The organism is Gracilibacillus sp. Marseille-QA3620, from assembly GCF_054950035.1.
In genome coordinates this window covers 2,890,344-2,914,759 of record NZ_CM143102.1, presented here as the reverse complement: position 1 = coordinate 2,914,759, position 24,416 = coordinate 2,890,344, and the positions used below count along the sequence as shown (strand labels likewise).

The following is a 24,416-nucleotide window of genomic DNA, read 5'->3' as shown; positions in this document are numbered from 1 at the left end:
TAAAGAAGTGAGACAGAAAAGAGGGAAGATAGATGGAAATAAGGCCATCACGGTATGAGGATTATGAACAGTTAGTCGAACTAGAGAATAGCATCTGGAATGATGAGAATACGCCAATGGTCATTGAATGGGAATCACCGGATGAATATGCGGAGCAGGCTCCACCCGGAAGTCTATTTGTCGCTATCGAAAAGGGGAGGGTGGCGGGCTATATTTCCTTGAAGAACCCAACAATGCTTGAGGCAAATCAGCATGTGTGGGAGCTCGCCATTGGGGTTCATCCGGATTTCTGGCGCTCTGGCACTGGCAGCAAGCTCCTGGCTTATGTAGAGGAAAGGGCACTGCTAATGGATATTCATAAAATATGTCTCCGTGTGCTTTCTACGAATAAGCGGGCCATCGCCTTTTATGAGAAAAATGGGTACCTGCATCAAGGCAGGCTGGTGAATGAGTTTTTCATTGGCGGGAAATATGTGGATGATTGTTTAATGTATAAGCTATTAGGCTAGAAAAAAGGCTCCCGTTCAAGGGAGTCCTTTTTGTCGCATTCTCTTATTTATCATAGAGTCGTTTGTAGCAATCGAAATATTTCTTATAATAACTGTTTGATGTGCTGGTAATGCGAACGCCTTGATTATCGGCGTGGATGAACTCGTTATTGCCAAGATAGATTCCTAAATGGGAAATGCCAGGCTTATAGGTGCCGGAGAAGAAAATGATATCCCCAGGTTTCGGTGTATTAACGTAATATGAGCGGTCATAATACCCTTGTGCTGAATAGCGGCTTATGCTGTAGCCAGCCTTATTCAACACATAATATATGAACCCGCTGCAGTCTACACCGGATGCGGAGGATCCGCCCCACACATATTTCGTACCAATCATGCTTTTGGCAATCGAGATTAGTGATGACGTAAATGCTGAATTGCCAATCGTTTGCTGAGCCGTTGTTGAGCCGCTTGAAGGCTTTGAAACGGATGACATGGAATCGGTTGATGTTGAAAGCTTTAATTTCTGGCCTATATAGATGATATCAGAGCTAAGACCATTTTGTGACTTGATTTGTGAAACAGTCAATTTGTACTTTTTGGCGATGGCAGACAATGTGTCACCGCTCTTGACTGTATAAGTAGCCGGTGTCGCAGCTGAACTCGAAGAAGTGCTCGATGAGCTGCCTGAAGTGGTCGTTGAAGCGCTCTTTTTTACCTTTAGCACCTCATTAGGATAAATCAGCGTTTTGGTCTTGTTGTTCCATGACATCAATTGCGATACAGATACGTTATACGTCTTGGCAATTGCGGATAGAGTATCACCTGATTTAACCGTATAGGTGCCGGAAGATGATGTGCTGCTTGTACCAGAAGAGCTGTTTGTATTGGGTGCTGACGAAGCGCTCTTCGATACGATTAATACTTGCTTTGGATAAATAATAGAGCCAGAAATATCATTCCAGCTTTTTAGATTGCTGACAGTTGTTGAATGTTTCTTGGCAATCTCGTATAGGGTGTCCCCGGCTTTTACCGTGTACGTTGTGTTGCTGGAACTGCTCGAACTGCTCGATGTGGAAGAGCTAGTTGCAGAGCTTGTGCCGATCGTTAGTTTTTGGTTCGGATAGATTACCGTTGATTTGAGATTATTCCACTGCATGATTTTTGACACAGTTGTATTGTATTTGCCGGCAATCGCTGAAAGTGTATCCCCTTTTTTGACCGTGTATGATGTCGAAGCCTGTGCTTCATCTGCAAAGGCTGTCGTCATCAATGCTGCGGCAGCAAAGGTTACAGCTTTCATATACCTCATGTTATCCACTCCTTTCTGATTCCATATAATTATACTAACATATCAAAAAATCTGATTAAAGAAATAATAATCAAGTGTTGGCTAATTAAAGTGGTGATTAAAATTATCTTTACATAACAAAAAGAACGATTCCTTATCAATAAGGAATCGTTCAGGCAAGACATTATGCTACATCTTTGATTTCTGCGTTCTTCTTCCAGAATCCAAGCATGATTGCCGTAATCGCAGAACCGATTAGGATGGCAAGTAAATACATGAATGGACGGTCGATTAACGCGATAACGAATAATCCGCCATGCGGAGCAGGTGTTGAGCATCCGAATGCTGCAGATAGGGCACCAGCCGTTGCTGCACCGACTACAGAGCTGACGATGACACGAATTGGGTCAGCTGCTGCGAATGGAATAGCGCCTTCTGTAATGAATGAAGCACCCATAACATAGTTCGTAAGACCAGAATCACGTTCTTGTTTTGAATATTTATGTTTGAAGAAGGTTGTAGACAAGGCAATGCCAAGTGGTGGAACCATACCGCCAGCCATGATTGCTGCGTGAGGTACACCATTTCCAGCTGCAATTGCTGCGATACCGAATGTGAAGGCCGCTTTGTTGATTGGACCTCCCATATCGACTGCCATCATACCGCCGACAATTAAGCCTAGGACAATGGCATTTGCACCGCTTAATGTTTCAAGCCAATTGGTTAAAGCATTGTTTAAGAATACAACAGGTTCATTAATAACGAATACCATAATCAAGCCTGTAATTAAGAGGCTGAATAATGGGTAAAGCAAGACAGGTTTAAGTCCTTCTAGTGAAGCAGGGAGCCAGTTAAGACTTTTCTTAACACCGAGAGTTACATAACCAGCAAGGAAACCGGCAATCAAACCGCCAAGGAAACCAGCGCCGGCTGTTGCAGCCAATAAACCGCCGACCATACCAGGCATGAAACCAGGACGGTCTGCAATGGAGCTCGCGATGAAACCAGCAAGCACGGGCACCAATAGGAAGAATGCACCGTTTGTACCGCCGCCAATAGAATTTAAGGCAGCTGCGAAAGCATTATAATCAGCAGAAGTTGGGTCGGCTGAGTTAATACCGAATAGGAATGAGATGGCAATTAAGAGACCGCCGCCGACAACGAATGGAAGCATGTTGCTGACACCGCTCATTAAGTGCTTGTAGATTTGTGAGCCGATGCTTGTTTTCTCTTCATTGTTGCTTGTATCTTGTGCAGCGCCGCCCTGTGCTTTATAAACAGGTGCGTCTTGGTTCAGCGCACGGTTGATTAATTCTTCCGGCTTGCGGATACCTTGGGCAACCGGAACTTGGATGACATGCTTGCCGTCAAAGCGGTTCATTTCAACTTGTTTGTCAGCTGCAACGATAATGCCGCTCGCTTTTTGAATGTCTTCATCTGTTAATGGATTTTTGATACCAGTAGATCCGTTTGTCTCTACTTTAATGTTTACGCCCATTTCTTTTGCTTTCGCTTTAAGAGCGTCTGCAGCCATGTATGTGTGAGCAATCCCTGTCGGACAAGCTGTAACGGCAAGTACATAGCCTTCAGCCTCCGCTTCAGCAGCATCTGGAGCCGGTTGATCTGCAGATTCTTCTCCTTCGAGCTCTGCTTGTTTTTTGTCAATGATAGAGAGGACTTCCTCTTCAGTGCCGGCATTTAAGATTGCTTGGCGGAAATCATCATACATCAACATGGATGACAGCTTGGATAAGGTATCTAAGTGTGTATTGTTAGCGCCAGCAGGAGCAGCAATCATGAAGAATAATTTAGCCGGCTGACCGTCTAAAGATTCATAATCGATACCGTCTTTAGCACGTCCAAAGCAAAGTGCTGCATTTTTAACTGCCTCAGATTTCGCATGAGGAATGGCAATTCCTTCACCGATACCGGTTGTGCTTTGTTCTTCACGTTTAATGATGGCTTGCTTATATCCTTCGCGGTCAGATAATCTGCCAGCCTCGTCAAGCTTGTTTACAAGCTCTTCAATTACTTCTTGTTTATTAGATGAAGAAAGATTGAGAATCATCGTATCTTTCTTTAACAAATCTGTAATTTTCATGTTGTCACTTCCTTATAATTTTGTAATTTGTACTTGCGGCAGCAAGGTGTCGATGTCCTGCTTTTCAGCAAGGTCATAGTTGAAGGCAGTTGCACTGCCAGATGCCACGCCGTATTGAAATGCTTGCAGCAAATCGTGTGTTTGGTCCCATTTCCCGATAAATCCGGCAACAAGGGAATCACCAGCACCTGTTGAGTTCTTCACAGTACCCTTTGGTATCGTTGCTGTGTATACGCCTTCTTTATTAATAAGAAGAGCGCCCTCACCAGCCATGGAAACAATCACATTCTGTGCACCTTGTTCAACAAGGATTTTGCCGTAATGAATCGCATCTTCCACTGTTTCTGTTTTCGTGTCAAACAGTTCGCCAAGCTCATGGTGATTCGGCTTCACAAGGAATGGGTTCTCTTTAACTACATCGAGAAGTGCCTTTCCACTTGCATCAACAACAACTTGAATGCCTCGAGCAGCGAATTCCTTCGTCAAATCCCGGTATAAATCCTTCGAGAGGGAAGGAGGGATGCTGCCTGAAAGAACAAGAATATCGCCTTCTTTCATCCCTTCAAGCTGTTTAAGCAGTTCATCCATTTTGTCTGCGCTGATGGCTGGTCCAAGACCGTTGATTTCTGTTTCATCACCAGTCTTCAATTTTATATTGATGCGGGAGTCTTCCTCTACTTGGATGAAGTTCTCCTTGATGTCTTCTTTCTTCAAAGCATCAAGAATGAATCCGCCAGGGAAACCGCCGCTAAACCCAAGTGCTGTATTATCTACTCCAATACGCTTTAGGATACGAGAAACGTTAATGCCCTTTCCGCCTGGATATTTCGCTTCCTTGCTCATTCTGTTTAACCCATCAAGTTGAAAGTTTTCCACCTCTACGATGAAATCAACGGACGGATTTAGTGTTACGGTATAGATCATGGTTTCACTACCTTTATAGTCGTTTTCATTTTATATTTTGCTTCTTTGTCAGAATCTATCCCAGCAGTAATAATTGTTGCCTGATAAAGTTCTGCCACTTTTGAAAATGATGTCTCTCCGAATTTGCTGATATCTGCCAGAACATAGCTTTCCTTCCCCAAATCAATGGCCGATCTTTTCAAGATCGCCTCCTCAGGGTCCGGCGTGCTATAGCCCCATTCCGGATGGATGCCATTCATGCCGAGAAAGCATTTGTCGAAACGATAATTAGCTAAGTTTTGGATGGCTTGGCTGCCTATTAAGGCATTGGTGGATTTTTTTATCCGGCCGCCAATTAAGTAAGTGATAATATCACTGTCCTTGAGAGCTTCAGCTTGCTGTATTCCATTTGTAACAACCGTAATGGCTTTTTCTTTAATATAAGAAATCATTTCGAGCGTTGTTGTACCTGCATCGAGATAAATGCAGTCTCCATCTTCAATCAAGCTTGCCGCAAACTTTGCGATGGCTTTCTTTTCAAGTTGATGGCTTGTCGACTTCTCTGAAATCGTCAGCTCTCTCCCGCGCTTTCTCACTACCTCAGCGCCTCCGTGAACCCGCTTAAGTAAATGCATGTCCTCAAGCTGGCTTAAATCACGGCGAATGGTTGATTCTGATGTATTCAAGTCCTTGACAAGCTCCTGTATCTTCACAAATCCATCTTGCTTAATCTTTTCGATAATGTATTGTTGCCTTTCAGGTGTCAGCAAGTAACCACCTCCTAGTGTTACTATAAGGATATCGCTTTCAAAAATCAATCATTTTCTTCCTAAAACAGTCAAAAGTTATCAAAAACTATCACCGTATCAACCTTAGGTAAATTCTCCCACCAACCAGCAGTGAATATGCAAACGTATAAAATGGAAAATTATGCTATGATAAATGAAGGAGAAACAAAAAGGGGTGATTATTTGAAAAAGATTATCCTATTCGACGGAGTCTGCCATTTTTGCGACAAAAGCGTCCAATTTATCATAAAACATGATCCAGCAGGCAACTTTTCATTTGCCTCCCTGCAAAGCGAAAAAGGAATCCAATTAAAAAAGGATTATCACATACCAGAGGAACTGGATAGCATCATTCTCATTGAAGGCAATCGATATCATTCAAAATCTGCCGCAGCCTTAAAGATCGCCAGAGAATTAAAAGGCGGATGGAAGCTGCTTTATGCCTTCATTTTCATACCTCGCCCCATAAGAGATACTGTTTATGACCTCATTGCCCGCAACCGAATAAAATGGTTTGGCGAAAAAGCAGACTGCGAGCTGCCACCGCCAGATGTACGAAAACGTTTCTTATGATGAAAGCTTCCTTTGATGAGTGGAAGCTTATTTGTTTTAGATAAAGAAGGAAAGGGATGGGCGAAAGGTGGGAGAAGCCAGGCGATGCCCATGCTAGTCCCATGCTTCATGTAGGTAGAGTGGGAAAAGGGTGGGCGAAAGGTTGGAAAAGCCAGGCAATGCCCATGCTAGTCCCATGTTTCATGTAGGTAGAGTGGGAAAAGGGTGGGCGAAAGGTGGGAGAAGCCAGGCAATGCCCATGTTAGTCCCATGCTTCATGTAGGAAGAGTGGGAAAAGGATGGACGAAAGGTGGGAGAAGCCAGGCAATGCCCATGCTTATCCCATGCTTCATGTAGGTAAGGTGGGAAAAGGGTGGGCGAAAGGTGGGAGAAGCCAGGCAATGCCCATGCTAGTCCCATGCTTCATGTAGGAAGAGTGGGGAAAGGGTGGACGAAAGGTGGGAGAAGCTAGGCAATACCCATGCTAGTCCCATGCTTCATGTAGGTAGAGTGGGAAAAGGGTGGACGAAAGGTGGGAGAAGCCAGGCAATGCCCATGCTAGTCCCATGCTTCATGTAGGTAGAGTGGGAAAAGGATGGACGAAAGGTGGGAGAAGCCAGGCAATGCCCATGCTAGTCCCATGCTTCATGTAGGTAGAGTGGGAAAAGGATGGACGAAAGGTGGGAGAAGCCAGGCAATGCCCATGCTTATCCCATGCTTCATGTAGGTAAGGTGGGAAAAGGATGGGCGAAAGGTGGGAGAAGCCAGGCAATGCCCATGCTAGTCCCATGCTTTATGTAGGTAGAGTGGGCAAAGGGTGGACGAAAGGTGGGAGAAGCCAGGCAATGCCCATGCTAGTCCCATGCTTCATGTAGGTAGAGTGGGAAAAGGATGGACGAAAGGTGGGAGAAGCCAGGCAATGCCCATGCTAGTCCCATGTTTCATGTAGGTAGAGTGGGCAAAGGGTGGACGAAAGGTGGGAGAAGCTAGGCAATACCCATGCTAGTCCCATGCTTCATGTAGGTAGAGTGGGCAAAGGGTGGGCGAAAGGTGGGAGAAGCCAGGCAATGCCCATGCTTATCCCATGCTTCATGTAGGTAGGGTGGGCATCGACAGAGCCAGCCCATCCTGCCCCCAACAACCCGCCAAACAAAAAAACGGTCCAAGCTCACCAATTAAGTGGACTTAGACCGTTTCAACCGAGACGGTGATCCCGTCAGATTGCTGGATTAGAGAATACCTTCCAGCAAAATGACGCGGGATGGCGCTGCATCAATGCCGACTAATTTCAAAGGTGCGGCTACCATGAAGTATTCGCCTGCTGGTACATCTTTTAGGCGAAGGCCTTCAATAACAATAATGTCGTTGGCAAATAATGTTCTGTGAGTTGGATGTCCTGGCTGAGCGCGTTCAACGCCAAGACCATCGATGCCAACGCCTTCAATGCCGATTTCGGATACATATTTTGCTCCGCTTTCGCCAAGGGCGATAAAGTCAAAATTGAATTCTTCGTCAAAGGAGTTTTTGGTTTTAAATAGAAGGAAGTCGTCTTTTTCGATTCCGTGTCCTTCTAGATCTTCTTTTTCAATTAGTCCTTCTACTTCTGTTAGGTCAATGACTTTACATTTTCTGACTAATCTTTCGAGACCGATTGTTTCAATTGTGTCGCCGTCATTAATCATGTGAAGAGGGGCATCTGTATGTGTGCCGACATGGGCGTCAAGTGTGATGCGGGACTCTGTTACATGGCCGTTTGTGACTGTATTGAAGGAAGGCTGTTTGTCCTCGATGTTTTTATATACAGGCATTCCTTTGTAAATTGGCATAGATACGTCGTAAATTTTCATTGTCAAAACTCCTTCATGCAATTTATTTGTCTGTTTCTTCAACGACCGGCCACCAGTGGAAGCCGTCTTTTGCGAGCAATTCATCGGCACTTAGTGGACCCATTGAACCGGATGGATAGTTAGGGAAGCAGGCAGCTGGTTCCCTTTCCCAAGAACGGGAGATGACGTCCGTGTATTTCCAGGATAGGGCAACCTCATCCCAATGGGAGAAGTTTGTTGCGTCTCCGCGCATAGCGTCAAAGAGCAGGCGCTCATAGGCTTCCGGCGTATTGAATCTATCATACTTGGAAGTTAGGAAATTCAATTGAACAGGTGTTTTCCCGCCTTTTTTCGCATTCAGATGAAGGGTGATGCCTTCTTCCGGCTGGATGTTAATGACGAGCAGGTTCGGGTTTAATTTCTCTTCGGTACGGTAGAACAGGTTCATTGGGACATCCTTAAATTGTACGACGATTTGGGTGGATTTTTCTCCAAGTCGTTTTCCTGTACGGATGTAGAATGGAACACCAGCCCAGCGGAAGTTATCAAATAATAGTTTTCCGGCAACAAATGTTTCTGTGTTGGAGTTATCTGCAACCATGTTTTCTTCCCTGTAGCTTGGTACAAGCTTGCCGTCCATTTCGCCTGCTCCATATTGACCGCGGACGAAATAATCATCCACTTCGTCATCTTTAATCGGTTTGAGTGCACGCAGCACTTTTACCTTTTCGCTTCTGATTTCATCAGTTGAAAGCTTAATTGGCGGTTCCATTGCGAGCAGGGATACGATTTGCATGATATGGTTTTGAACCATGTCGCGCAAAGCGCCGCTGTTTTCATAATATCTTCCGCGGTCCTCGACGCCGAGGGTTTCCGTAGAGGTGATTTGGATATTGGCTATGTAATGATTATTCCATAGCGGTTCAAAGAAGGCATTCGCGAAACGGATGACTTCGATGTTTTGGACCATTTCTTTTCCGAGATAATGGTCAATCCGGTAGATTTCGTCTTCTGCAAAGGATTTGCGCAATTGGTCATTCAATTCCTTAGCGGATTCAAAATCATGTCCGAATGGTTTTTCAATGACTAGGCGTTTATAGCCGGATGTTTCAGTCAGACCGTCCTCTTTCAGGCGGGTAGCTATGGAACCGAAATATTCTGGTGCCATGGCCAGGTAGAATAGGCGGTTTCCTTTTAAGTTATATTGAGTATCAAGAGTGTCAGCTAATTTTTTTAAATCATTGAATGATGCATCTTTTTGGCTGACATCTAGGGATTGGTAATAAAAAAGCTTGGTAAATTCTTGTTTTTCTTCCGCAGGGCCATGTTCATTCATGATGGAATCGGAGATGTGCTGCTTAAGGCGTTCCGTTGTCCATTCACGTCTTCCGATGCCGATACAAGCAAAGTTCTCTGAGAGTCTTCCTTTTGTATAGAGGCGATAAAGTGATGGGAATAATTTACGCTGAGCTAAATCACCAGTTGCCCCAAAGATCATAAGCAATCCCGATTGTTTAGTAATAGTGGGCATATTCAGAACCTCTCTTTGTTTTCCTTATTTACGATATACTATTTTATATCTTGCTAAAATGATTAGCAATGAAATTGGTTTAGTGTAAATACTCTTTTTTAGTTTACATCGTATGTGAGTGAATGCAAAATATTTTCTATTTATATTATACAGGAAAAATAAGTTATGGAAGACTCAGCAATGGCTGAAAAATAAGCCGGAATGCGGTAAAATGAGTATATTGAATGTAGTTGGAGGAATGGGAGCTTGGAATTTGTATTTCTAGGAACAGGAGCGGGCATACCCGCTAAGCAGCGCAATGTCTCATCAATCGTTTTGCAGATGAATGAAGAGAGAGCCGCTAGCTGGATGTTTGATTGCGGGGAAGCGACCCAGCATCAAATATTGAAGACATCCGTAAAGACAAGGAAAATAGAGAAGATTTTTATTACCCATTTGCATGGGGACCATATATATGGCTTGCCGGGACTGCTTGGGAGCCGGTCATTCCAGGGCGGTACAGAACCACTGACAGTGTATGGGCCTGCCGGTATCAAGGAATATATTGAAACATCTCTGCGCCTTAGCCAGACCCACTTGAAGTATTCGCTTTCCTATGTAGAGATTGGGGAGGAGTCCGTCCTTTTTGAGGATGAGGCTTTTCGCGTTGAAGCTCTACCGCTTGAACATGCGGTGCTGAGCTATGGGTACCGGATTACGGAAAAGGACAAGCCTGGTGAGCTCAATGCTGCTTTGTTAATGGAAGAAAATATCCCGCCAGGTCCCTTATATAGCCGTATTAAAAAGAAAGAAATGGTTGAGTTACCTGACGGACGAGTCATTAATGGTGCTGATTATGTAGGACCGCCAAAAGAGGGCCGAATTATTACGATACTTGGAGATACAAGACCATGTGAAAATACACTGCGCTTAGCAGAGGGGGCAGACTGCCTTGTACATGAGGCGACCTTCAAGAAAGGGCAAGAGGAGATGGCGAGGGATTATTTCCATTCGACCACTGTCCAGGCAGCGGAATGCGCGAAGGAAGCTGGAGCGAAAAGGCTCATCTTAACGCATATCAGCTCCCGTTTTACGGAAGATGATGCGGTTGAACTTCAGGCTGAGGCGAGAGCGGTTTTTCCGGAGACGGAAATCGCCCATGATCTTGCTCTCATTAAGATATGAGAAAAGAGCTGGGACATACCTAAATTTGCTGTGTGCAAAGCCGAATGGTGTATGGAATTTTAAAAAGCTGAACTATTATTACTCATGCTTAAATAGCATTTAATAATAGTTCGGCTTTTTTAGTTGCTGTTTCCTTTTGTCCCAGCCTCTTTCTTCATCTAATTAGGAGTCACTCTGCATATGAGGCTTGTATTCTTTAGCTCATCGATAAAGCGGCTCCTAATCTCATCCGTTGTACAGTTCTTGTCATGGAGTCATAAGGAATCCTTCTCTTGAGGGCCATTCTTGTTTAAAAGACAGTCCGCCTGAACCCAAGCAGGAATCCTGATGAGAGGACGAACAAGGCAGGCAAAGGTGACATCTATTTTGGCTGTTTCACTTAAAAGGAGGGAGCAGGAAAAAGCCGGCTACTACAGTGACCTAAAATGGATAATCGACCTGAAAACCACCTTGCTCTCTCTTTTGGTATTACATGATCTCACTTCATTAAATGATACGGCACAATGGTTATGATCAAGTTCTTACGATATAGCAGGTTTGCCCTGATCATAAAGCTGGATTGATTATGCAGGAAGTTATGCCAGCCTTTTTTTGGGATGAACTGCGGGAATATGACCGTTACTTGGAAATTGGCCTCCCTGGCTTTTTTCTCGACAATATTGATAAATTTATTCAGCGGCTGGATGATACTCCGATATGGCGAATATAAGGTAACAAGCTTCACATCTGGCTGCCAGGACTCCCATTTCTTCTCGAATGCCTTGATATCCTCCTTCTCAAATGCCACATAAACGGCTATCAGCCGATCTGGGGAGAGGGAGCGGGCATATTTCAAGGAATTATCCACCACACGTGTGATGCCGGATACCGGGACAATGATGACATTCCCATCCGGCGGCAATGCCTCGGTTTCCTTCGTGATTTTGAGCTGTTCACCGACTGCGATATAATGCTTGCGGATTTGGTGGAACACCCAAATGACAATCGGAAGGAAGATAAGCACTGGCCAAACCTGCTGGAATTTGGTCAAGAAGAACATCATCATGACAATGAAACAAATGATGGCACCGGCTGTATTGATTGCTAACTTCGAACGCCAGCCCCCTGGTTTCTCCTTCAGCCATTTTCTCATCATCCCGGCCTGGGCAAGGGTGAAGGGAATGAATACTCCGACAGCATAAAGCGGGATGAGATGCTCGGTGTGAACTTGAAAAGCGATAATCAAGATACTTGCTGTTACGCCTAGAAAGATGATCCCGTTTGAATACCCGAGTCGGTCGCCTCGCATCCGAAACATCCTTGGCAGGAATTGATCATTCGTTAAGTTAACCGCCAGCAACGGGAAGGCTGAGTAGCCTGTATTAGCCGCAAGTACAAGAATGAGGGCGGTTGTTCCTTGAATGAAGTAGTAAAAACCTCCTCTTCCGAATATTTCCGCGGCTACCTGAGAGACAACGGTCTCCTTCAATGCGGGAGCTGCTCCGTAATAATAACTAATGAAGACAATTCCTGAGAAAAGGAGTGCCAATAAGATTCCCATATAGGACAAGGTCTTTGCGGCATTCACCGGCTCCGGATGCTTGAAGTTCGGAATCGCATTCGAGATGGCCTCAACCCCTGTTAATGCAGAGCTTCCGGAAGCAAACGCCCTGAGCAGCAGAAAGAGCGTGATCCCTGTCACAGGTGCTCCCATTGGCGAATGAGCGGCAGGGGATACATCACCTGCTGCGATATGATATAGGCCCGCGGCAATCATGATAAATACAGCGAAAATAAATAAGTACACGGGATAGGCCAGAATAGAGGCTGACTCATTTAATCCCCGCAAATTCAGCACTGTTAACAAAAACACAAGTCCGACGGCTAAATAGACCCTGTAATCATAGAGTGCAGGAATAGCAGATGTAATCGCATCTGTTCCTGCTGATACACTGACAGCTACGGTCAAAATATAATCAATGAACAACGAACCGCCGGCAATCAGACCGGGATTCATCCCTAGGTTTTCCTTTGATACCATATAGGCTCCGCCGCCATGCGGATAGGCATATATAATTTGCCGGTATGAAAGGATGATGATAGCAAGCAGGATGACCACTCCAGCCGCAATCGGGATTGAATACCAGAACGCCGCCATTCCGATGGTCATTAAGACAATCAGGATTTGCTCTGGTCCGTATGCCACAGATGAGAGAGCATCCGATGATAGGATGGCCAGTGCCTTGGTTTTATTCAATCTTTGTTCAGATAATTGAGTTGATTTTAATGGTTTACCGATCAGTCTTCTTTTCAGCGAATAATAAAACATATTCATCACCTTGCCTGTTTAGTTTCGTGAATAAACAGACATTTTCTTCGAAAGGAATAAACCTTTGGAATAAAAAATGCCTGCAAGTCCAATGAGAAATAGACTTGCAGACACCTAGGATGTTAGTCTTGGCATCACAAGTTCCACCTTCCTTCTCAAATAACGCTTACGAGGTTAGCTGACGGATTCGGGCCATGAGTAGCCCTACCTTTTAATAAGGATTCACCCCAAGAAACATTTGGGTCCCCCGCACCATACGGTCTCAGCGATTTAGAAAATCTGAAACTGAAAATTATCATACTCCCATAAATGAAGAAAGTAAATGGGGTAAATGGCAAAAACTGAAAATAAATATTTCGACAAAAAACAGGATTGTTCATCGGCGTATGACTAAGGCATAATCAGTAAATAAGAATGCTAATATGTTAAAAAAACATCGTCTCCCTCTTAGCAGGCTTGTGAATCACTCGTGTTCAACTTCAGTCTAGTTTAAGGACGATTCTTTATGTAGCTGATAGAAAGGGAAAGTCAGATAGTTATTGATATTCTAGGAAAATGAAAAACACAAATGATAATAGAATCATTTGTGTTAAAGAGTATGATATAGTCGTTTATTCTTCCTGCGGCTCCCTAATGGCGATGAGTACCCCAATCAGAATCAAGAATGAGCCAACCCAGAAGGTCATACTGATGGTTTCTCCTAAGATTGCCCAGCCCAAAAATGTACCCACTACCGGCTGGAAGAAAAAGAAGATGCCGCCGCTTGAGGCATTGAGCATTTGCAGTCCGCGGTTCCACAAGAGGAAGGCGAGGGAGGTAGATATGATTCCTAGATAAAGGAGTCCGCCCCAAATATTTGGCTGTACCAATTCATTCAGCGAAACCTGCGGGTATCTTACAATAACAAATGGCGTTAAAACGACCACCGCAATGAGAACCGCATAGGTAGTCACGACAATCTGGGAATACCGGGTTGGCAAAAGCTTGATCAATACGGACATCAGGGCCCAAGTCAAGGCTGCGATAATGAGTGATAGTCCCCCGAGTGTGCTGGACATATCAATATCATCAATGCCGACAATGGCAATGACGCCAATGGTGGCCAAGCTGACGGATGACGCTTTTTTGAATGTTAATCGTTCTTTCAGAAGGATACTGGCGAACAGGACCATAAATGCAGGTGTCGTTGATGTGATGATGGCGCCCATTTGCGCAGTGGAAAGCATAGTCCCGGTTTCTTGCGTGAGGATGGAGAGAACATAGCCGATCAGAGAAATCGTAATGACGAGAAGAATATGTTTCTGTTTCATCTGCCACTTTTGTTTGCTCGCTAATCCAATGATAATGAGTGTGACAAGTGCGATGACATAACGCATCCAAACCAGCTCTAATGGTGGAATAACCTCTACGATATGTTTGACGACAACATACATGCCGCCCCATATACTTGAAGCTGCTGTTAAATATAATGAACCAATTAATGTTTTTTTCATTGGGTACCCTCCGTATTATTATAGGCTATCATGGCCCTTACGGAGAGAAGCAGCTCTTCTGATTCTCTCCGTTAAGAGCGGGAGAATACGGCTGGAACATCATTTTCGAATAATGGTGCTAGAAACATGTTCGTTCACTCCTTTAGTATCGTCGTTTTATTAATCCTATCAAAATGTTTGTCTGCTAATCAATTTGATTATGATGAATTGTAATATTAAGTGCAACACCTCTCAGTCAAAATAAAAGAAGCCCATGACGACCTCGTGTAAAATGTTAGTTACCACACAAACATTCAGAGGAGGAATCGTCATGAGCTATACCCATCTTACCATAACTGAACGGGCAAAAATAGAAACGTATGTTGATTTAGGCTGTACCATTAGGGAGATTGCCGTACGCCTAAACCGGAGTCCATCAACCATCTCAAGAGAACTACGTCGCCATGCTAATTGCTCGGTGGAGGAAGCGCATGTCCGTTATCAGGCGAATAAATCGAACTGTGGTGCGAAGACGAAATTAACACCAGAGTTAAAACAAATGGTTCAAGAAAAGCTGAATGATACCTGGTCACCAGAACAGATTATAGGACGTTTATATCAAGGGAAACTGAGCTATAAAAGCATCTATCGTTGGATTTATAGTGGTTTGTTAGAAGTGCCTTTAACGGTCCTCCGTCAAAAAGGAAAACGTCAGAAACCTCGTGAAACAAGAGGACGGTTCAATATCGGTACTCCTATTTCGAAACGACCGAAAGAGGTCCGTAAAAGAGAAACATTTGGGCATTGGGAACTAGATACCGTTGTTTCAGGTCGCGGGCAGGCAAAAGGCTGTGTTGCCACATTCATTGAGCGTAAAACACGTTGGTATATGGGGATTCTAATCCCTGATCGTTCTGCGTCATCGATGGAAACAGCTGTCAAACAATTACATCGACAATTACCAGAAGGTGCGATTCAAACGGCTACAACCGATCGTGGGAAAGAATTTAGTTGCTACAATGTGCTTGAAAAGGAATTAAACGTTCAAGTCTATTTTGCAGATGCTTATTCCTCATGGCAGCGTGGGAGTAATGAAAATAGTAATGGCTTACTGCGAGAGTTCTTCCCCAAACAAACGAATTTTGATCAAGTGAAACCTGAGGAGATGAAACAGGCTCTTCAACTTATCAACAATCGACCAAGGAAATGCCTTGGCTGGAAAACTGCATACGAGGCGTTTGAGGAAGAACTGGTGCACTTAATTTGACAAACTATCTTATAAAAAAAAATGGATGGAAACCATAGTCGGTCTCCATCCATTTTTATGGTTACCATCCGAATCGGTATTGAACAGGGGGCGTAATTTCGTAACGGAGTTCCTTGGCAGCATTCTTCGGCCAGTATGGATCGCGCAGAAGTTCGCGCCCAAGGAAGATAAGGTCTGCTCGGTTATTTTGGATGATTTCCTCTGCCTGTATGCCAGTTGTAATCAAGCCGACAGCACCTGTTGCGATATCAGCACCATGCTTGATGGTTTCAGAGAAAGGAACCTGATAGCCTGGATAGCTAGGAACAGGTACAGGAAGAACACCACCTGAGCTGATGTCCACCAAATCAACTCCATCCTCCTTCATCCATTTCGCATATTGGACATAATCCTCTGCTGTATAGCCATCCTTGCTGTAATCATTTGCAGAAATACGGACAAAGAGCGGCCCATCCCATACCGTTTTAACAGCTTCAATAATTTCGTGAAGGAAACGGTATTGGTTCTCTTTGGTGCCGCCGTATTCATCTGTGCGGGTATTGACGGCAGGGCTAAGGAATTCATTGATTAAATAGCCATGAGCGGCATGAATCTCAATGACCTCAAAGCCTGCTTTCTTGGCACGGACAGCTCCCTGCTTAAAGGCTTCGACCGTTTCTTTGATTTCTTCTTTCGTCATGGCCTTTGGTGTTTTATCGCCTTCTTTGAATGGAGCGGCAGAAGGGGCAATGATTTCCCCGTCAACTCCAGCTTTTCTTCCGGCATGTGCAAGCTGAATGCCAGGTACGGTTCCGTATTCTTTCATCATGGATGTCAATGTATGTAGCCCTTCAATCTGGCCATCCTCCCAGATCCCTAAATCCTGGTCGCTGATTCGGCCTTGCGGGGTGACGGATGTGGCTTCGACCACAATCAATCCAACTTGACCGACCGCTCGGCTTGTATAGTGGGCAAGATGCCAGTTATCGACTTTCCCATCCTTGTTATGGCTTGAGTACATGCACATTGGCGCCATCACAATCCGGTTTTTGAATGTGACATCCTTAATTGTATATGGTTCAAATAATAATGGTTGCTTTGATTTCATCTGAAAATCCCTCCTTGTGCCATCATTATAACAATACCCTATATAGAGATGCGATTAGTTTGTTTCCAGGGAAATGGAAGGAAGAAAAGGCTGGCAAAGCAATAGCTTATGCCAACCCCCTCTTTAAGTGGGTGTGCTACTTAGTAAACAAAAGAAGCACCAACAATTATAAGCAAAATGAACAGAACAACAATGAAAGCGAAGCTTCCCATACCGTGTCCGCCGTAAGACCCTTTACCTTCACTCATATGTGACACCTCCTTAATGGAAGAATAGGAATTAGGGAATTGTAGCTTGTTAACCCCTATTCCTGTATATAGCATATGGAGAAAGAAAGAAATCGTTTGGACAAATATGGAAGCGCGCTGCCTTTATTTCAAGATAAGGTGTTTTAGGTCTAATTTGACAGAATCCCTTGGCTGATTTTTTTTGACAGCTCTTCCCCCATTTCACTGGAACGGTGCGTGGCTTTCTTGATGCATTCAATTAGGGCTTCCTTAACCCCTTTTTCCTCTAATATGCGAATGCCGGCTTCAGTTGTGCCTCCTGGACTTGTGACCTCCTTACGAAGCGTTTGGGGTGTTTTATCAGATGTATGGACCATTTCCGCTGCACCCATCAAGGTTTGGATGATTAGTCTTTGGGCATCCTGGGGCTCGAGGCCAATCTGCTCAGCTGATTGCTGCATTGCTTCGATTAAATAATAAATATAGGCAGGACCGCTTCCTGAAAGACCGGTGACGGCATCCATCTTATCTTCTTCGGTATAAACAGCCATGCCAACAGTCCCGAAGATCTCCTTCGCCAGCTGTTTATCTTTATCTTTCACATATTCATTGCCGCAGAGAGCCGTCGCGGATTTACCGACTGCCGCAGACGTATTGGGCATCGCTCGAATAATCGGCATGTCAATTTCCACGATGGATTTAAGGCTGGCGGTGGATATGCCTGCCGCAACAGAAATCAGCAGCATGTCCTTACGTAAATATTTCTTAACCTGTGAGAGAATAGCCAGGACATCCTTTGGTTTTACGGCAATGATGACAACATCTGACCCGTTTAAGAGGGAGGAGAGGTCCCGAGACGGTGTAACGCCGTATTCTTGTTGAAGTCTTGCCAGCTGTGTGTCATTGCTGCGGTTGCTGATCCAAATATTTTCAGGGTGACTGCCTTCGCGGGCGGCCAATCCTGAGATGAGGGCCTCGGCCATAGACCCAGCCCCAAGAAATGCGATTTTCTTATCCATTCGTATGTCCTCCTTTAAAAACAATAAAAGCCTTTCATCCGTAAAGGACGAAAGGCTATTCTTCCGTGGTACCACCTTCATTTGTGAACCGAAAGAACGCAGGGATGGTTCACAACTCTATGCCTTGTAACGTTAGCGGAACGTTCAGGTTTTCCTGAAAAGCTCAAAAGGGAGGTTCAACAAGGATAGAGGGCGATGGGGCCTTGCAGCCGGGGGTCCCAATCTCTTGCGCCATAAGGCTTGTTTACTTGACCTTTATCATTGCCGATATTGTTTCATTGTACGTTATAGTTATAGGCATTATGCAAAAAACTGCGCGTAATGTCAAGGGCTGGGATATTAAATAATGGTGAATGAGTGAAAAGGATAGAATTTCGAACCAAATTATGTAAAAATAATGATAAAAACAAGTATAGGGAGAAATGCTGAGATGACACAGACAAAGGTAGCCGAAAAAATCATCCTGCCGACACCTTTTGCGGTCGGAGATGTCAATGTATTTCTGATAGAGGGCCAGAAACTAACCTTGGTTGATGCAGGCATCAAAACGAAAGAGGCGGAAAATGCCCTTGAAAGCCAGTTGAATGACCGCGGCTACACCATCTCAGATATCGATCAGGTTATCTTAACCCATCATCATTCCGATCATTGCGGATTAGTGGACCTTTTTGAAGGCAAAGAGCTGCTTGGCCATGAGGATAATCAGCGTTACCTGATTAGAAGTGAAGAATTTCTCGATTGGCAGCGTGAGTATTTTACGGAAATGTCTAAGAAAATGGGTGTGCCAAAGGAATACATGAAATACGCCAATAATGTGGAATCCATGTACACATATTCCGGCTCCAAGCCTTTGACGGGATATTTGAAAGAGGGAGACAGGATACCTGGACATGAGGATTGGATTGTCATGGAGACATTCGGACACTCGCAGGGGCATCTCTCTTTCTATCATGAAGCGACAGGCAGTCTAATTGGTGGTGACCTGCTGATTGGAAAGATTTCACCAAACCCTATTCTTGAGCCTCCGAAGAAAAAGGGGGATGAAAGGGTTAGGCCGCAGCTTCAGCTGAACGAGAGCCTGAAGCGGATTTCAAAGGAGAAGCTGAATATTGTCTACTCCGGCCATGGGGATAATATTATGGACCCCTACAGCTTAATTGAAAAGAGATTAATCATGCAGCATGAACGGGCCATGCATGTGATGAAGGATTTAATCGGCGATGGACAGAGCACGATTTTAGAGCTTGCTATACAGTTATTCCCGAAAGCGATCAGAAGGGACCCTGCTCTTGCTTTGTTTGAGACATTAGGACAGCTGGATTATTTGGAATCCATTCATAAAGTGGAGAAGCAGGATGCAGAGGGTGTGTTATATTATAGAGTAATGACCGAAGAATAAGGAAGTGGTACAGAAATGAATGAACGGATTAAAGGCAAGACCATCGCTGTCACGGGTGCTTCCGGGGGGCTAGGAATGGAGATAGCGAGGCAGGCAGCCAAGAACGGTGCGAACCTGGTCTTGATGGCGAGAAGCTATGACAAGCTCGCGGCCCTTCGTGATGAATTGATGACGAAATATTCCATTAAAGCCCATGTCTATAGCCTTGATGTATCGAAGCGCGAGAAAATAGAAGAAACCTTTAAGAAAATCAAGCAAGAGGTCGGACCGATTGATATACTCGTTAATAACGCCGGTTTCGGTGTTTTTGATACGGTGCTTGAGATGGATTTGGATGAGGCAGAAGGCATGATCGAGACAAATGTGCTCGGCTTAATTACGTGCACGAAGCTTGTGCTTCCTGACATGGTGAGCCGCCGCTCGGGACACATCATCAATATCGCCTCGCAGGCAGGAAAGATGGCTACGCCAAAATCAAGTGTTTATTCTGCAACGAAGCATGCTGTTCTAGGATTCACGAACTCCTTGCGCATGGAAATGCACGGCAGGCACGTATATGTAACCTCTGTTAATCCAGGGCCTATTCGGACCAATTTCTTTAACATCGCTGATAAGGAAGGAACCTACATAAAGAATATTGACCGGCTCATGATTGACCCGGTGAAGCTTGCCGGAAGAATCGTGGATGCGATGATGACAGGGAAGCGGGAGATCAATGCTCCGGGCTGGATGAATGCGGGCAGCAAAATTTACAGTCTCTTCCCACGAACCTTTGAGACATTAGGGAGAAGCCAATTTAATAAAAAGTAAAAACAACAACAGGTACATGACCATTTTATAGGGGTATGTACCTCTTTTTTTGCGGGTTATCTCGATAATAGTTGAAACCTTTTCCTGTTGTCCTTCGTAATGGAATTATAAATAATGAATGACATGAGAGGAGAAGAACTATGGCTGATAAAGGCTGTGTAAAATGCGGAAGCAGGGATGCGGGTAAGAAGGAAGTGGCGATGACAGGAACGGGGTTATCGAAGTTTCTGGACGTTCAGCATAATACGTTCATCGTCGTGTATTGTAAGAATTGTGGATATTCAGAATTCTATAATAAGCAATCCTCGAAGTCATCGAATATCATTGACTTGTTTTTCGGGTGATGAAAGCAAGAACTCACCAAGAGCTTTAAGAGGAACATTGCCTAATTTAAAAAAAATATCTATACAAGGGAGAATGTATGGAAAAACCAAAAGTGATGGTGCTTGGTACCTTTCATATGCGTTACACGGCGGATATGTTCAGGCTGGATGTAGGGGATATTGGACTTGCGGAAAGACAACGGGAGATCAGGCAAGTGATCGAACGGGTAAAAGCTTTTAAGCCTACGAAGATGGCATTCGAAGTGGTTAAGAGTGAGAATGAACGTTTAAATGAGGAGTATCAAAGCTATCAGCGGGGGGAGTTTGAACTTGGGGTTGATGAAGTCTATCAATTTGGATTTCGTATCGCTGAAGAGCTTGAGCATGACCAAGTATATGCCGTTGATTGGATGGAATCGGTTGGGAACAGAGGTATTGGACAGGTGTATGATTGGGCAAAGGAACACCAGCCCGACCTATATAAGGAGATTGAAGAAAAGTATCAGAAGCCAATCCGTGAAAAGTCAGGCTCTAAGTCCATTTATGAACTGATGAAGGAGTATAATCAAGAGAGTGAGATACAATTAGGTCATGAGTTAAACATGACTGTTGCACGAATTGGCAAAGGGGAGGAATACGTCGGGATTGATTGGCTGCGTTGGTGGTATCAGAGGAACCTGATTATTTACAAGAATCTGGCTGAACTTATAACCGCTCCTGATGACCGTGTTGTATTGCTCATAGGCAGCTCACATATTCATTTAGTTTCGCAGTTTTTGAGGGAGAGCAATCTTGTCGAAGTGGTTCCTGCAAGCTTATACTTAACTTAAAGATATGTGAATCGTTCGAAATGTTTTTATCCTATGCGGGGAAGGAGGAGAGTAGGATGGATCGCGACACATTACGTTTATTGAAATGGATTTCGGCCGGAATAGAAGCATTTTTAGGAATTCCGATTTTAGGCGGAATGATCATATTAGCCACAGGCTGGGCTCCACTTGGAATTATGTTTATTTTTCATATTATACTTGTCGTTTTCTCGACCAAGGCAGGGGAAAAAGCGGCTGGTAATATCGTTGGCATTATCACCTCGGTCGTCGGGTTTATCCCATTTTTAGGGATGATCATGCATCTAGTTACAGCCGCCGTCATTGCACTTGAGACAGCAAGCCAGAAAAAGGCGGGAGCAGAATAGCTTTGTATGTAAAAGCACGAATGTGGATGAATACATTCGTGCTTTTTTGGTTCATTGTTCTTTAGATTAGTTAGTAAGGTCTATGTCGCCAACCTCTGTTTTCAAATCAACAGCGATGCTGCCATTACCGCTCATATAGCTGCTCGATTTCTTTCCGAATATTTGAATGCTACCGATTTCTGAATTAGCACTAATATAATGGTCCTTGGGTGTTTCACTAATAGAAACCGCAATATCGCCAATCTCGTTGCTGGCGGTAATAGACGCTTTTATTGCCGGGACTTTAATGTTAATATTGCCTATCTCATTTTTTAAGACAAGTTTTCCGGCAGAATCCTTGATATTGATATCCCCAACCTCTGATTCACATTTAATAATTTCCGCATTGATGCCTGAAATGTCAATTGAGCCCACTTCAGTATCTGCAGTGATTTGCCGAAAGGTCTTTTCTGGAAGATGAATAATTATATCGGTTGCTTGCTTGTTGAACTGGATACCAAAATTAATGCCAGCTTGATTAGGTGTTGATATTTTAAGTGTGCGCCCATCTTGTTCGATATTAATCGATTGGCCTTTCTTTGGTCCAATTGATTCAACCGTGACAGCATCCCCATCCGTTTGTTGAATCGTTAGAGAACCAAGATTACCTTTAATGTCAATTTCGTCAATGATGACGTCAGCGAAAGTCGTGGCACTCTTTTCCTGCTCTGAAGCGGAGAAGTAAGACTTTGCTGTAAGAAGGGCGCCGATACCGCCAATGGCTATTAATAGGACTCCAGTAATGAAAATCTTTTTAAACATATGATTCCCTGCCCTTCACAATGTTCATATTCCATTTGCAATAACGAATGGTCAGTCTCATGGAGAGTTTGGATAGATGGTACATCCCGATGAACAGGAGAAGACCAAGGCCGCAAGCCCCAATAGAGACGAAAACCTCAAAAAGGGAGAAATGATTGAAATCAAACAAAATCTCGGCTAATTGGATGATGGGAGCGGCAATCATGGTTATACTGGCAATCCATCCGGCAAACAGGATGCTGACGATGGCAATCATTGGGCCGACAATAAGGAGAAAATTCAAGAATCCTAGTCCAATGGTCAGGCCGATTATACGAAGAACATTAGTCATGGAGAGGTTATGTTCAGTTTTTTCGATGGAGCTATTAAGCACCAACTCTTTCGCTATTGTTTTTGGTGAACCAAGGCCTAAGGCAATCTCTTGTTCTGTTTTTCCCTCTAGCAAGCCAAGGTCGAAATACTCGGCATAATCTGCAAGAATTTCAGCCTGCTCATTTGGCGGGAGCCCGCGAAGCTGTTCAGCTAGTTCTTTCATGAATGCTTCTTTGTTCAACACTCTTCACCCTCTTTAATAATTTGATTAACACCAATAGAAAATGTACGCCACTCCTCTATCAATTGTTCCATATAGGTACGACCACTTTGTGTCATATGATAATACTTTCGTGAAGGTCCTTCTGTCGATTCTTTAAGGTAGGTTGTAAAAAACTCTTCCTTTGTGAGGCGTCTTAGAAGAGGGTAAACGGCCCCTTCGGAGATTTCGAATTTATGGGAGATCTCCTGCACGAGCTCATAGCCGTACCGGTCCCGCTTATTCACAAGAACAAGAACACATAACTCCAGCACACCTTTCTTAAATTGGACATTCACTTCGTACCCTCCTTTCTGAGCTATTATATAATCTTAGGTAGTATCTATAGTATGACATTTAGTACTATTTATTGCAAGGTAGTTTTAAAAAATTAACAAATGTACAAATTCATCATTTAAAACCATCTTAAAATGAATGGGATAAGTGTAGTGAACTTTTGTCTTTCTACAGTATCAATTGAATCTAAGACTAGGCAGATTTATTTCTATAATAAATCTTTAAAGAAAGTGTGAAGTTGCTATACTTAACTCATCACAATCGTGTCATAGGAAGGTGCGGACGGAAATGAAAATTAAACTAGACGATTTATCAAGCAGGGAGATGGCTGATTTAATAAGTGAACATCTCGCAGGCATGTATCTGACTTCTCCTCCTGAGAGCATCCATGCTCTTGGTCTTGAGGAACTGAGGAAACCGGATGTAACCGTATGGAGTGCCTGGGAGAATGGAGAGTTATTAGGCTGCGGAGCGTTAAAGGAGCTTGATTCCCAACATGGTGAAATCAAATCAATGCGTACGGCTGCAGCTCATTTGCGCAAAGGCACTGCAAGAGCATTGCTTGCTTTCATAATAGACGAAGCCCGTAAGCGAGGATACAGAAGGCTTTCCTTAGAGACGGGCTCGATGGAAGCCTTCTCTCCAGCCCGAAAGCTGTATGAAAGCTTTGGATTTACCTATTGTCCGCCTTTTGCCGATTATTGGGATGATCCAAATAGTGTGTTCATGACGAAGGAACTGTGAGGATATGAGGGGCTTGCAGGCTTGCGAGTTAGTGGGCATTAGCTTAATTTTTTAAATTTTTTAAATTTACAATTGACTAACAATTCCAAAAGTAGTAACCTATGTTAAGTAAATAACCAATTCACTTACCAATGAAAGGAGGGCTGTACGATGAAAAGAGTAAAACCAGTATTTATTTCAACTGATGTTCATATTCATTGTGCAGTCCTCTTGTTTCGATAAACGAGGTTAACCATTCGTTTTGAACGAAAG

Annotated in this window: 25 protein-coding genes and 1 riboswitch; of the genes, 11 read left to right on the top strand and 14 right to left on the bottom strand. The window is 44.0% G+C overall.

The genetic code is table 11. The features are described from left to right. The first annotated feature begins 32 nt into the window (after nucleotides 1-32). Nucleotides 33-509 carry a GNAT family N-acetyltransferase gene (locus ACY8DX_RS14760; protein ID WP_049670261.1) on the top strand — a complete coding sequence of 159 codons (477 nt, stop codon included), beginning with the start codon at nucleotides 33-35 and terminating at the stop codon, nucleotides 507-509. Nucleotides 510-552: 43 nt separating this feature from the next. On the opposite strand, the gene ACY8DX_RS14755 is transcribed toward ACY8DX_RS14760, so the two are convergent. From ACY8DX_RS14755 to ACY8DX_RS14740, 4 genes are all read right to left on the bottom strand, one after another. Then, nucleotides 553-1,800 (bottom strand): C40 family peptidase, encoded by a 1,248-nt coding sequence (locus tag ACY8DX_RS14755; protein ID WP_462405529.1) that lies wholly within the window; start codon nucleotides 1,798-1,800, stop codon nucleotides 553-555. Between the two features lie 163 nt (nucleotides 1,801-1,963). Then, nucleotides 1,964-3,880: a PTS fructose transporter subunit IIABC gene (locus tag ACY8DX_RS14750; protein ID WP_049670263.1), complete on the bottom strand. Its 1,917-nt coding sequence runs from the start codon at nucleotides 3,878-3,880 to the stop codon at nucleotides 1,964-1,966. 12 nt (nucleotides 3,881-3,892) lie between these two features. Continuing rightward, nucleotides 3,893-4,804, bottom strand: a complete 912-nt coding sequence (gene pfkB, locus ACY8DX_RS14745) for a 1-phosphofructokinase (RefSeq protein WP_462405528.1) — start codon at nucleotides 4,802-4,804, stop codon at nucleotides 3,893-3,895. Further along, complete coding sequence (locus tag ACY8DX_RS14740; RefSeq protein WP_049670265.1) at nucleotides 4,801-5,553, bottom strand: DeoR/GlpR family DNA-binding transcription regulator; 753 nt, start codon at nucleotides 5,551-5,553, stop codon at nucleotides 4,801-4,803. The genes pfkB and ACY8DX_RS14740 overlap by 4 nt, the downstream gene beginning before the upstream one ends. Nucleotides 5,554-5,754: 201 nt before the next feature. On the opposite strand from ACY8DX_RS14740, the gene ACY8DX_RS14735 reads away from it, so the two are divergent. Then, entirely contained in the window at nucleotides 5,755-6,144 is a 390-nt protein-coding gene (locus ACY8DX_RS14735; RefSeq protein ID WP_049670266.1) for a thiol-disulfide oxidoreductase DCC family protein, read from the top strand. A 1,208-nt stretch (nucleotides 6,145-7,352) separates the two neighbouring features. Here ACY8DX_RS14735 and ACY8DX_RS14730 read toward each other — a convergent pair. Both ACY8DX_RS14730 and zwf read right to left on the bottom strand, forming a co-directional pair. Further along, a complete protein-coding gene (locus tag ACY8DX_RS14730; RefSeq protein WP_049672818.1) occupies nucleotides 7,353-7,970 on the bottom strand; it encodes a cyclase family protein in 618 nt (205 codons plus the stop codon). Nucleotides 7,971-7,992: 22 nt separating this feature from the next. Then, complete coding sequence (zwf, locus tag ACY8DX_RS14725) at nucleotides 7,993-9,480, bottom strand: glucose-6-phosphate dehydrogenase (RefSeq protein WP_049670267.1); 1,488 nt, start codon at nucleotides 9,478-9,480, stop codon at nucleotides 7,993-7,995. Nucleotides 9,481-9,726: 246 nt separating this feature from the next. Here zwf and rnz point away from each other — a divergent pair, with 246 nt between their 5' ends. Then, on the top strand, nucleotides 9,727-10,644 hold the full coding sequence (rnz, locus tag ACY8DX_RS14720) for a ribonuclease Z (protein WP_462405527.1): 918 nt from the start codon (nucleotides 9,727-9,729) through the stop codon (nucleotides 10,642-10,644). A gap of 327 nt (nucleotides 10,645-10,971) precedes the next feature. Beyond that, the gene (locus ACY8DX_RS14715) at nucleotides 10,972-11,157 is read left to right on the top strand and encodes a hypothetical protein (RefSeq protein WP_462405526.1); all 186 of its coding nucleotides are present in this window, start codon (nucleotides 10,972-10,974) and stop codon (nucleotides 11,155-11,157) included. Here the strand turns inward: ACY8DX_RS14715 and ACY8DX_RS14710 are convergent. Both ACY8DX_RS14710 and ACY8DX_RS14705 read right to left on the bottom strand, forming a co-directional pair. Then, nucleotides 11,123-12,952 carry an APC family permease gene (locus tag ACY8DX_RS14710; protein ID WP_462405525.1) on the bottom strand — a complete coding sequence of 610 codons (1,830 nt, stop codon included), beginning with the start codon at nucleotides 12,950-12,952 and terminating at the stop codon, nucleotides 11,123-11,125. The two genes, ACY8DX_RS14715 and ACY8DX_RS14710, sit on opposite strands and share 35 nt — an antisense overlap. Nucleotides 12,953-13,099: 147 nt before the next feature. After that, nucleotides 13,100-13,230: riboswitch (cyclic di-AMP (ydaO/yuaA leader) on the bottom strand. A 333-nt stretch (nucleotides 13,231-13,563) separates the two neighbouring features. Then, nucleotides 13,564-14,445: a DMT family transporter gene (locus ACY8DX_RS14705; protein ID WP_049670270.1), complete on the bottom strand. Its 882-nt coding sequence runs from the start codon at nucleotides 14,443-14,445 to the stop codon at nucleotides 13,564-13,566. Nucleotides 14,446-14,755: 310 nt separating this feature from the next. Between ACY8DX_RS14705 and ACY8DX_RS14700 the strand changes: the two genes are divergently transcribed. Continuing rightward, nucleotides 14,756-15,691: an IS30 family transposase gene (locus ACY8DX_RS14700; protein ID WP_462405214.1), complete on the top strand. Its 936-nt coding sequence runs from the start codon at nucleotides 14,756-14,758 to the stop codon at nucleotides 15,689-15,691. Nucleotides 15,692-15,752: 61 nt separating this feature from the next. Here the strand turns inward: ACY8DX_RS14700 and namA are convergent, their stop codons facing one another. The 3 genes from namA to proC form a co-directional block, all read right to left on the bottom strand. After that, nucleotides 15,753-16,778, bottom strand: a complete 1,026-nt coding sequence (gene namA, locus ACY8DX_RS14695; protein WP_049670271.1) for an NADPH dehydrogenase NamA — start codon at nucleotides 16,776-16,778, stop codon at nucleotides 15,753-15,755. Between the two features lie 140 nt (nucleotides 16,779-16,918). Further along, entirely contained in the window at nucleotides 16,919-16,990 is a 72-nt protein-coding gene (locus ACY8DX_RS14690) for a YjcZ family sporulation protein (RefSeq protein WP_197089974.1), read from the bottom strand. A gap of 185 nt (nucleotides 16,991-17,175) precedes the next feature. Continuing rightward, a complete protein-coding gene (gene proC, locus ACY8DX_RS14685) occupies nucleotides 17,176-18,024 on the bottom strand; it encodes a pyrroline-5-carboxylate reductase (RefSeq protein ID WP_049670272.1) in 849 nt (282 codons plus the stop codon). Between the two features lie 430 nt (nucleotides 18,025-18,454). On the opposite strand from proC, the gene ACY8DX_RS14680 reads away from it, so the two are divergent. The 5 genes from ACY8DX_RS14680 to ACY8DX_RS14660 all read left to right on the top strand — a co-directional run bounded on the left by ACY8DX_RS14680 (nucleotide 18,455) and on the right by ACY8DX_RS14660 (nucleotide 21,751). Further along, nucleotides 18,455-19,423 (top strand): MBL fold metallo-hydrolase, encoded by a 969-nt coding sequence (locus ACY8DX_RS14680; RefSeq protein ID WP_462405524.1) that lies wholly within the window; start codon nucleotides 18,455-18,457, stop codon nucleotides 19,421-19,423. Nucleotides 19,424-19,438: 15 nt separating this feature from the next. Next, entirely contained in the window at nucleotides 19,439-20,233 is a 795-nt protein-coding gene (locus ACY8DX_RS14675) for an SDR family NAD(P)-dependent oxidoreductase (protein WP_462405523.1), read from the top strand. 140 nt (nucleotides 20,234-20,373) lie between these two features. Further along, complete coding sequence (locus ACY8DX_RS14670) at nucleotides 20,374-20,577, top strand: zinc ribbon domain-containing protein (protein WP_049670275.1); 204 nt, start codon at nucleotides 20,374-20,376, stop codon at nucleotides 20,575-20,577. 77 nt (nucleotides 20,578-20,654) lie between these two features. Next, nucleotides 20,655-21,386 (top strand): DUF5694 domain-containing protein, encoded by a 732-nt coding sequence (locus ACY8DX_RS14665; RefSeq protein ID WP_049670276.1) that lies wholly within the window; start codon nucleotides 20,655-20,657, stop codon nucleotides 21,384-21,386. 56 nt (nucleotides 21,387-21,442) lie between these two features. After that, nucleotides 21,443-21,751 (top strand): hypothetical protein, encoded by a 309-nt coding sequence (locus tag ACY8DX_RS14660; protein ID WP_049670277.1) that lies wholly within the window; start codon nucleotides 21,443-21,445, stop codon nucleotides 21,749-21,751. A 66-nt stretch (nucleotides 21,752-21,817) separates the two neighbouring features. Here the strand turns inward: ACY8DX_RS14660 and ACY8DX_RS14655 are convergent, their stop codons facing one another. The 3 genes from ACY8DX_RS14655 to ACY8DX_RS14645 are packed head-to-tail and all read right to left on the bottom strand — an operon-like array spanning nucleotide 21,818 to nucleotide 23,422. Further along, a complete protein-coding gene (locus tag ACY8DX_RS14655) occupies nucleotides 21,818-22,552 on the bottom strand; it encodes a DUF4097 family beta strand repeat-containing protein (protein ID WP_462405522.1) in 735 nt (244 codons plus the stop codon). Beyond that, a complete protein-coding gene (locus tag ACY8DX_RS14650; protein WP_049670279.1) occupies nucleotides 22,545-23,108 on the bottom strand; it encodes an HAAS signaling domain-containing protein in 564 nt (187 codons plus the stop codon). The genes ACY8DX_RS14655 and ACY8DX_RS14650 overlap by 8 nt, the downstream gene beginning before the upstream one ends. Next, nucleotides 23,102-23,422, bottom strand: a complete 321-nt coding sequence (locus ACY8DX_RS14645; protein WP_439802724.1) for a PadR family transcriptional regulator — start codon at nucleotides 23,420-23,422, stop codon at nucleotides 23,102-23,104. Before ACY8DX_RS14645 ends, ACY8DX_RS14650 begins: the two co-directional genes overlap by 7 nt. 286 nt (nucleotides 23,423-23,708) lie before the next feature. Between ACY8DX_RS14645 and ACY8DX_RS14640 the strand changes: the two genes are divergently transcribed. Further along, entirely contained in the window at nucleotides 23,709-24,164 is a 456-nt protein-coding gene (locus tag ACY8DX_RS14640; protein WP_049670280.1) for a GNAT family N-acetyltransferase, read from the top strand. The last annotated feature ends 252 nt before the right edge of the window (nucleotides 24,165-24,416 follow it).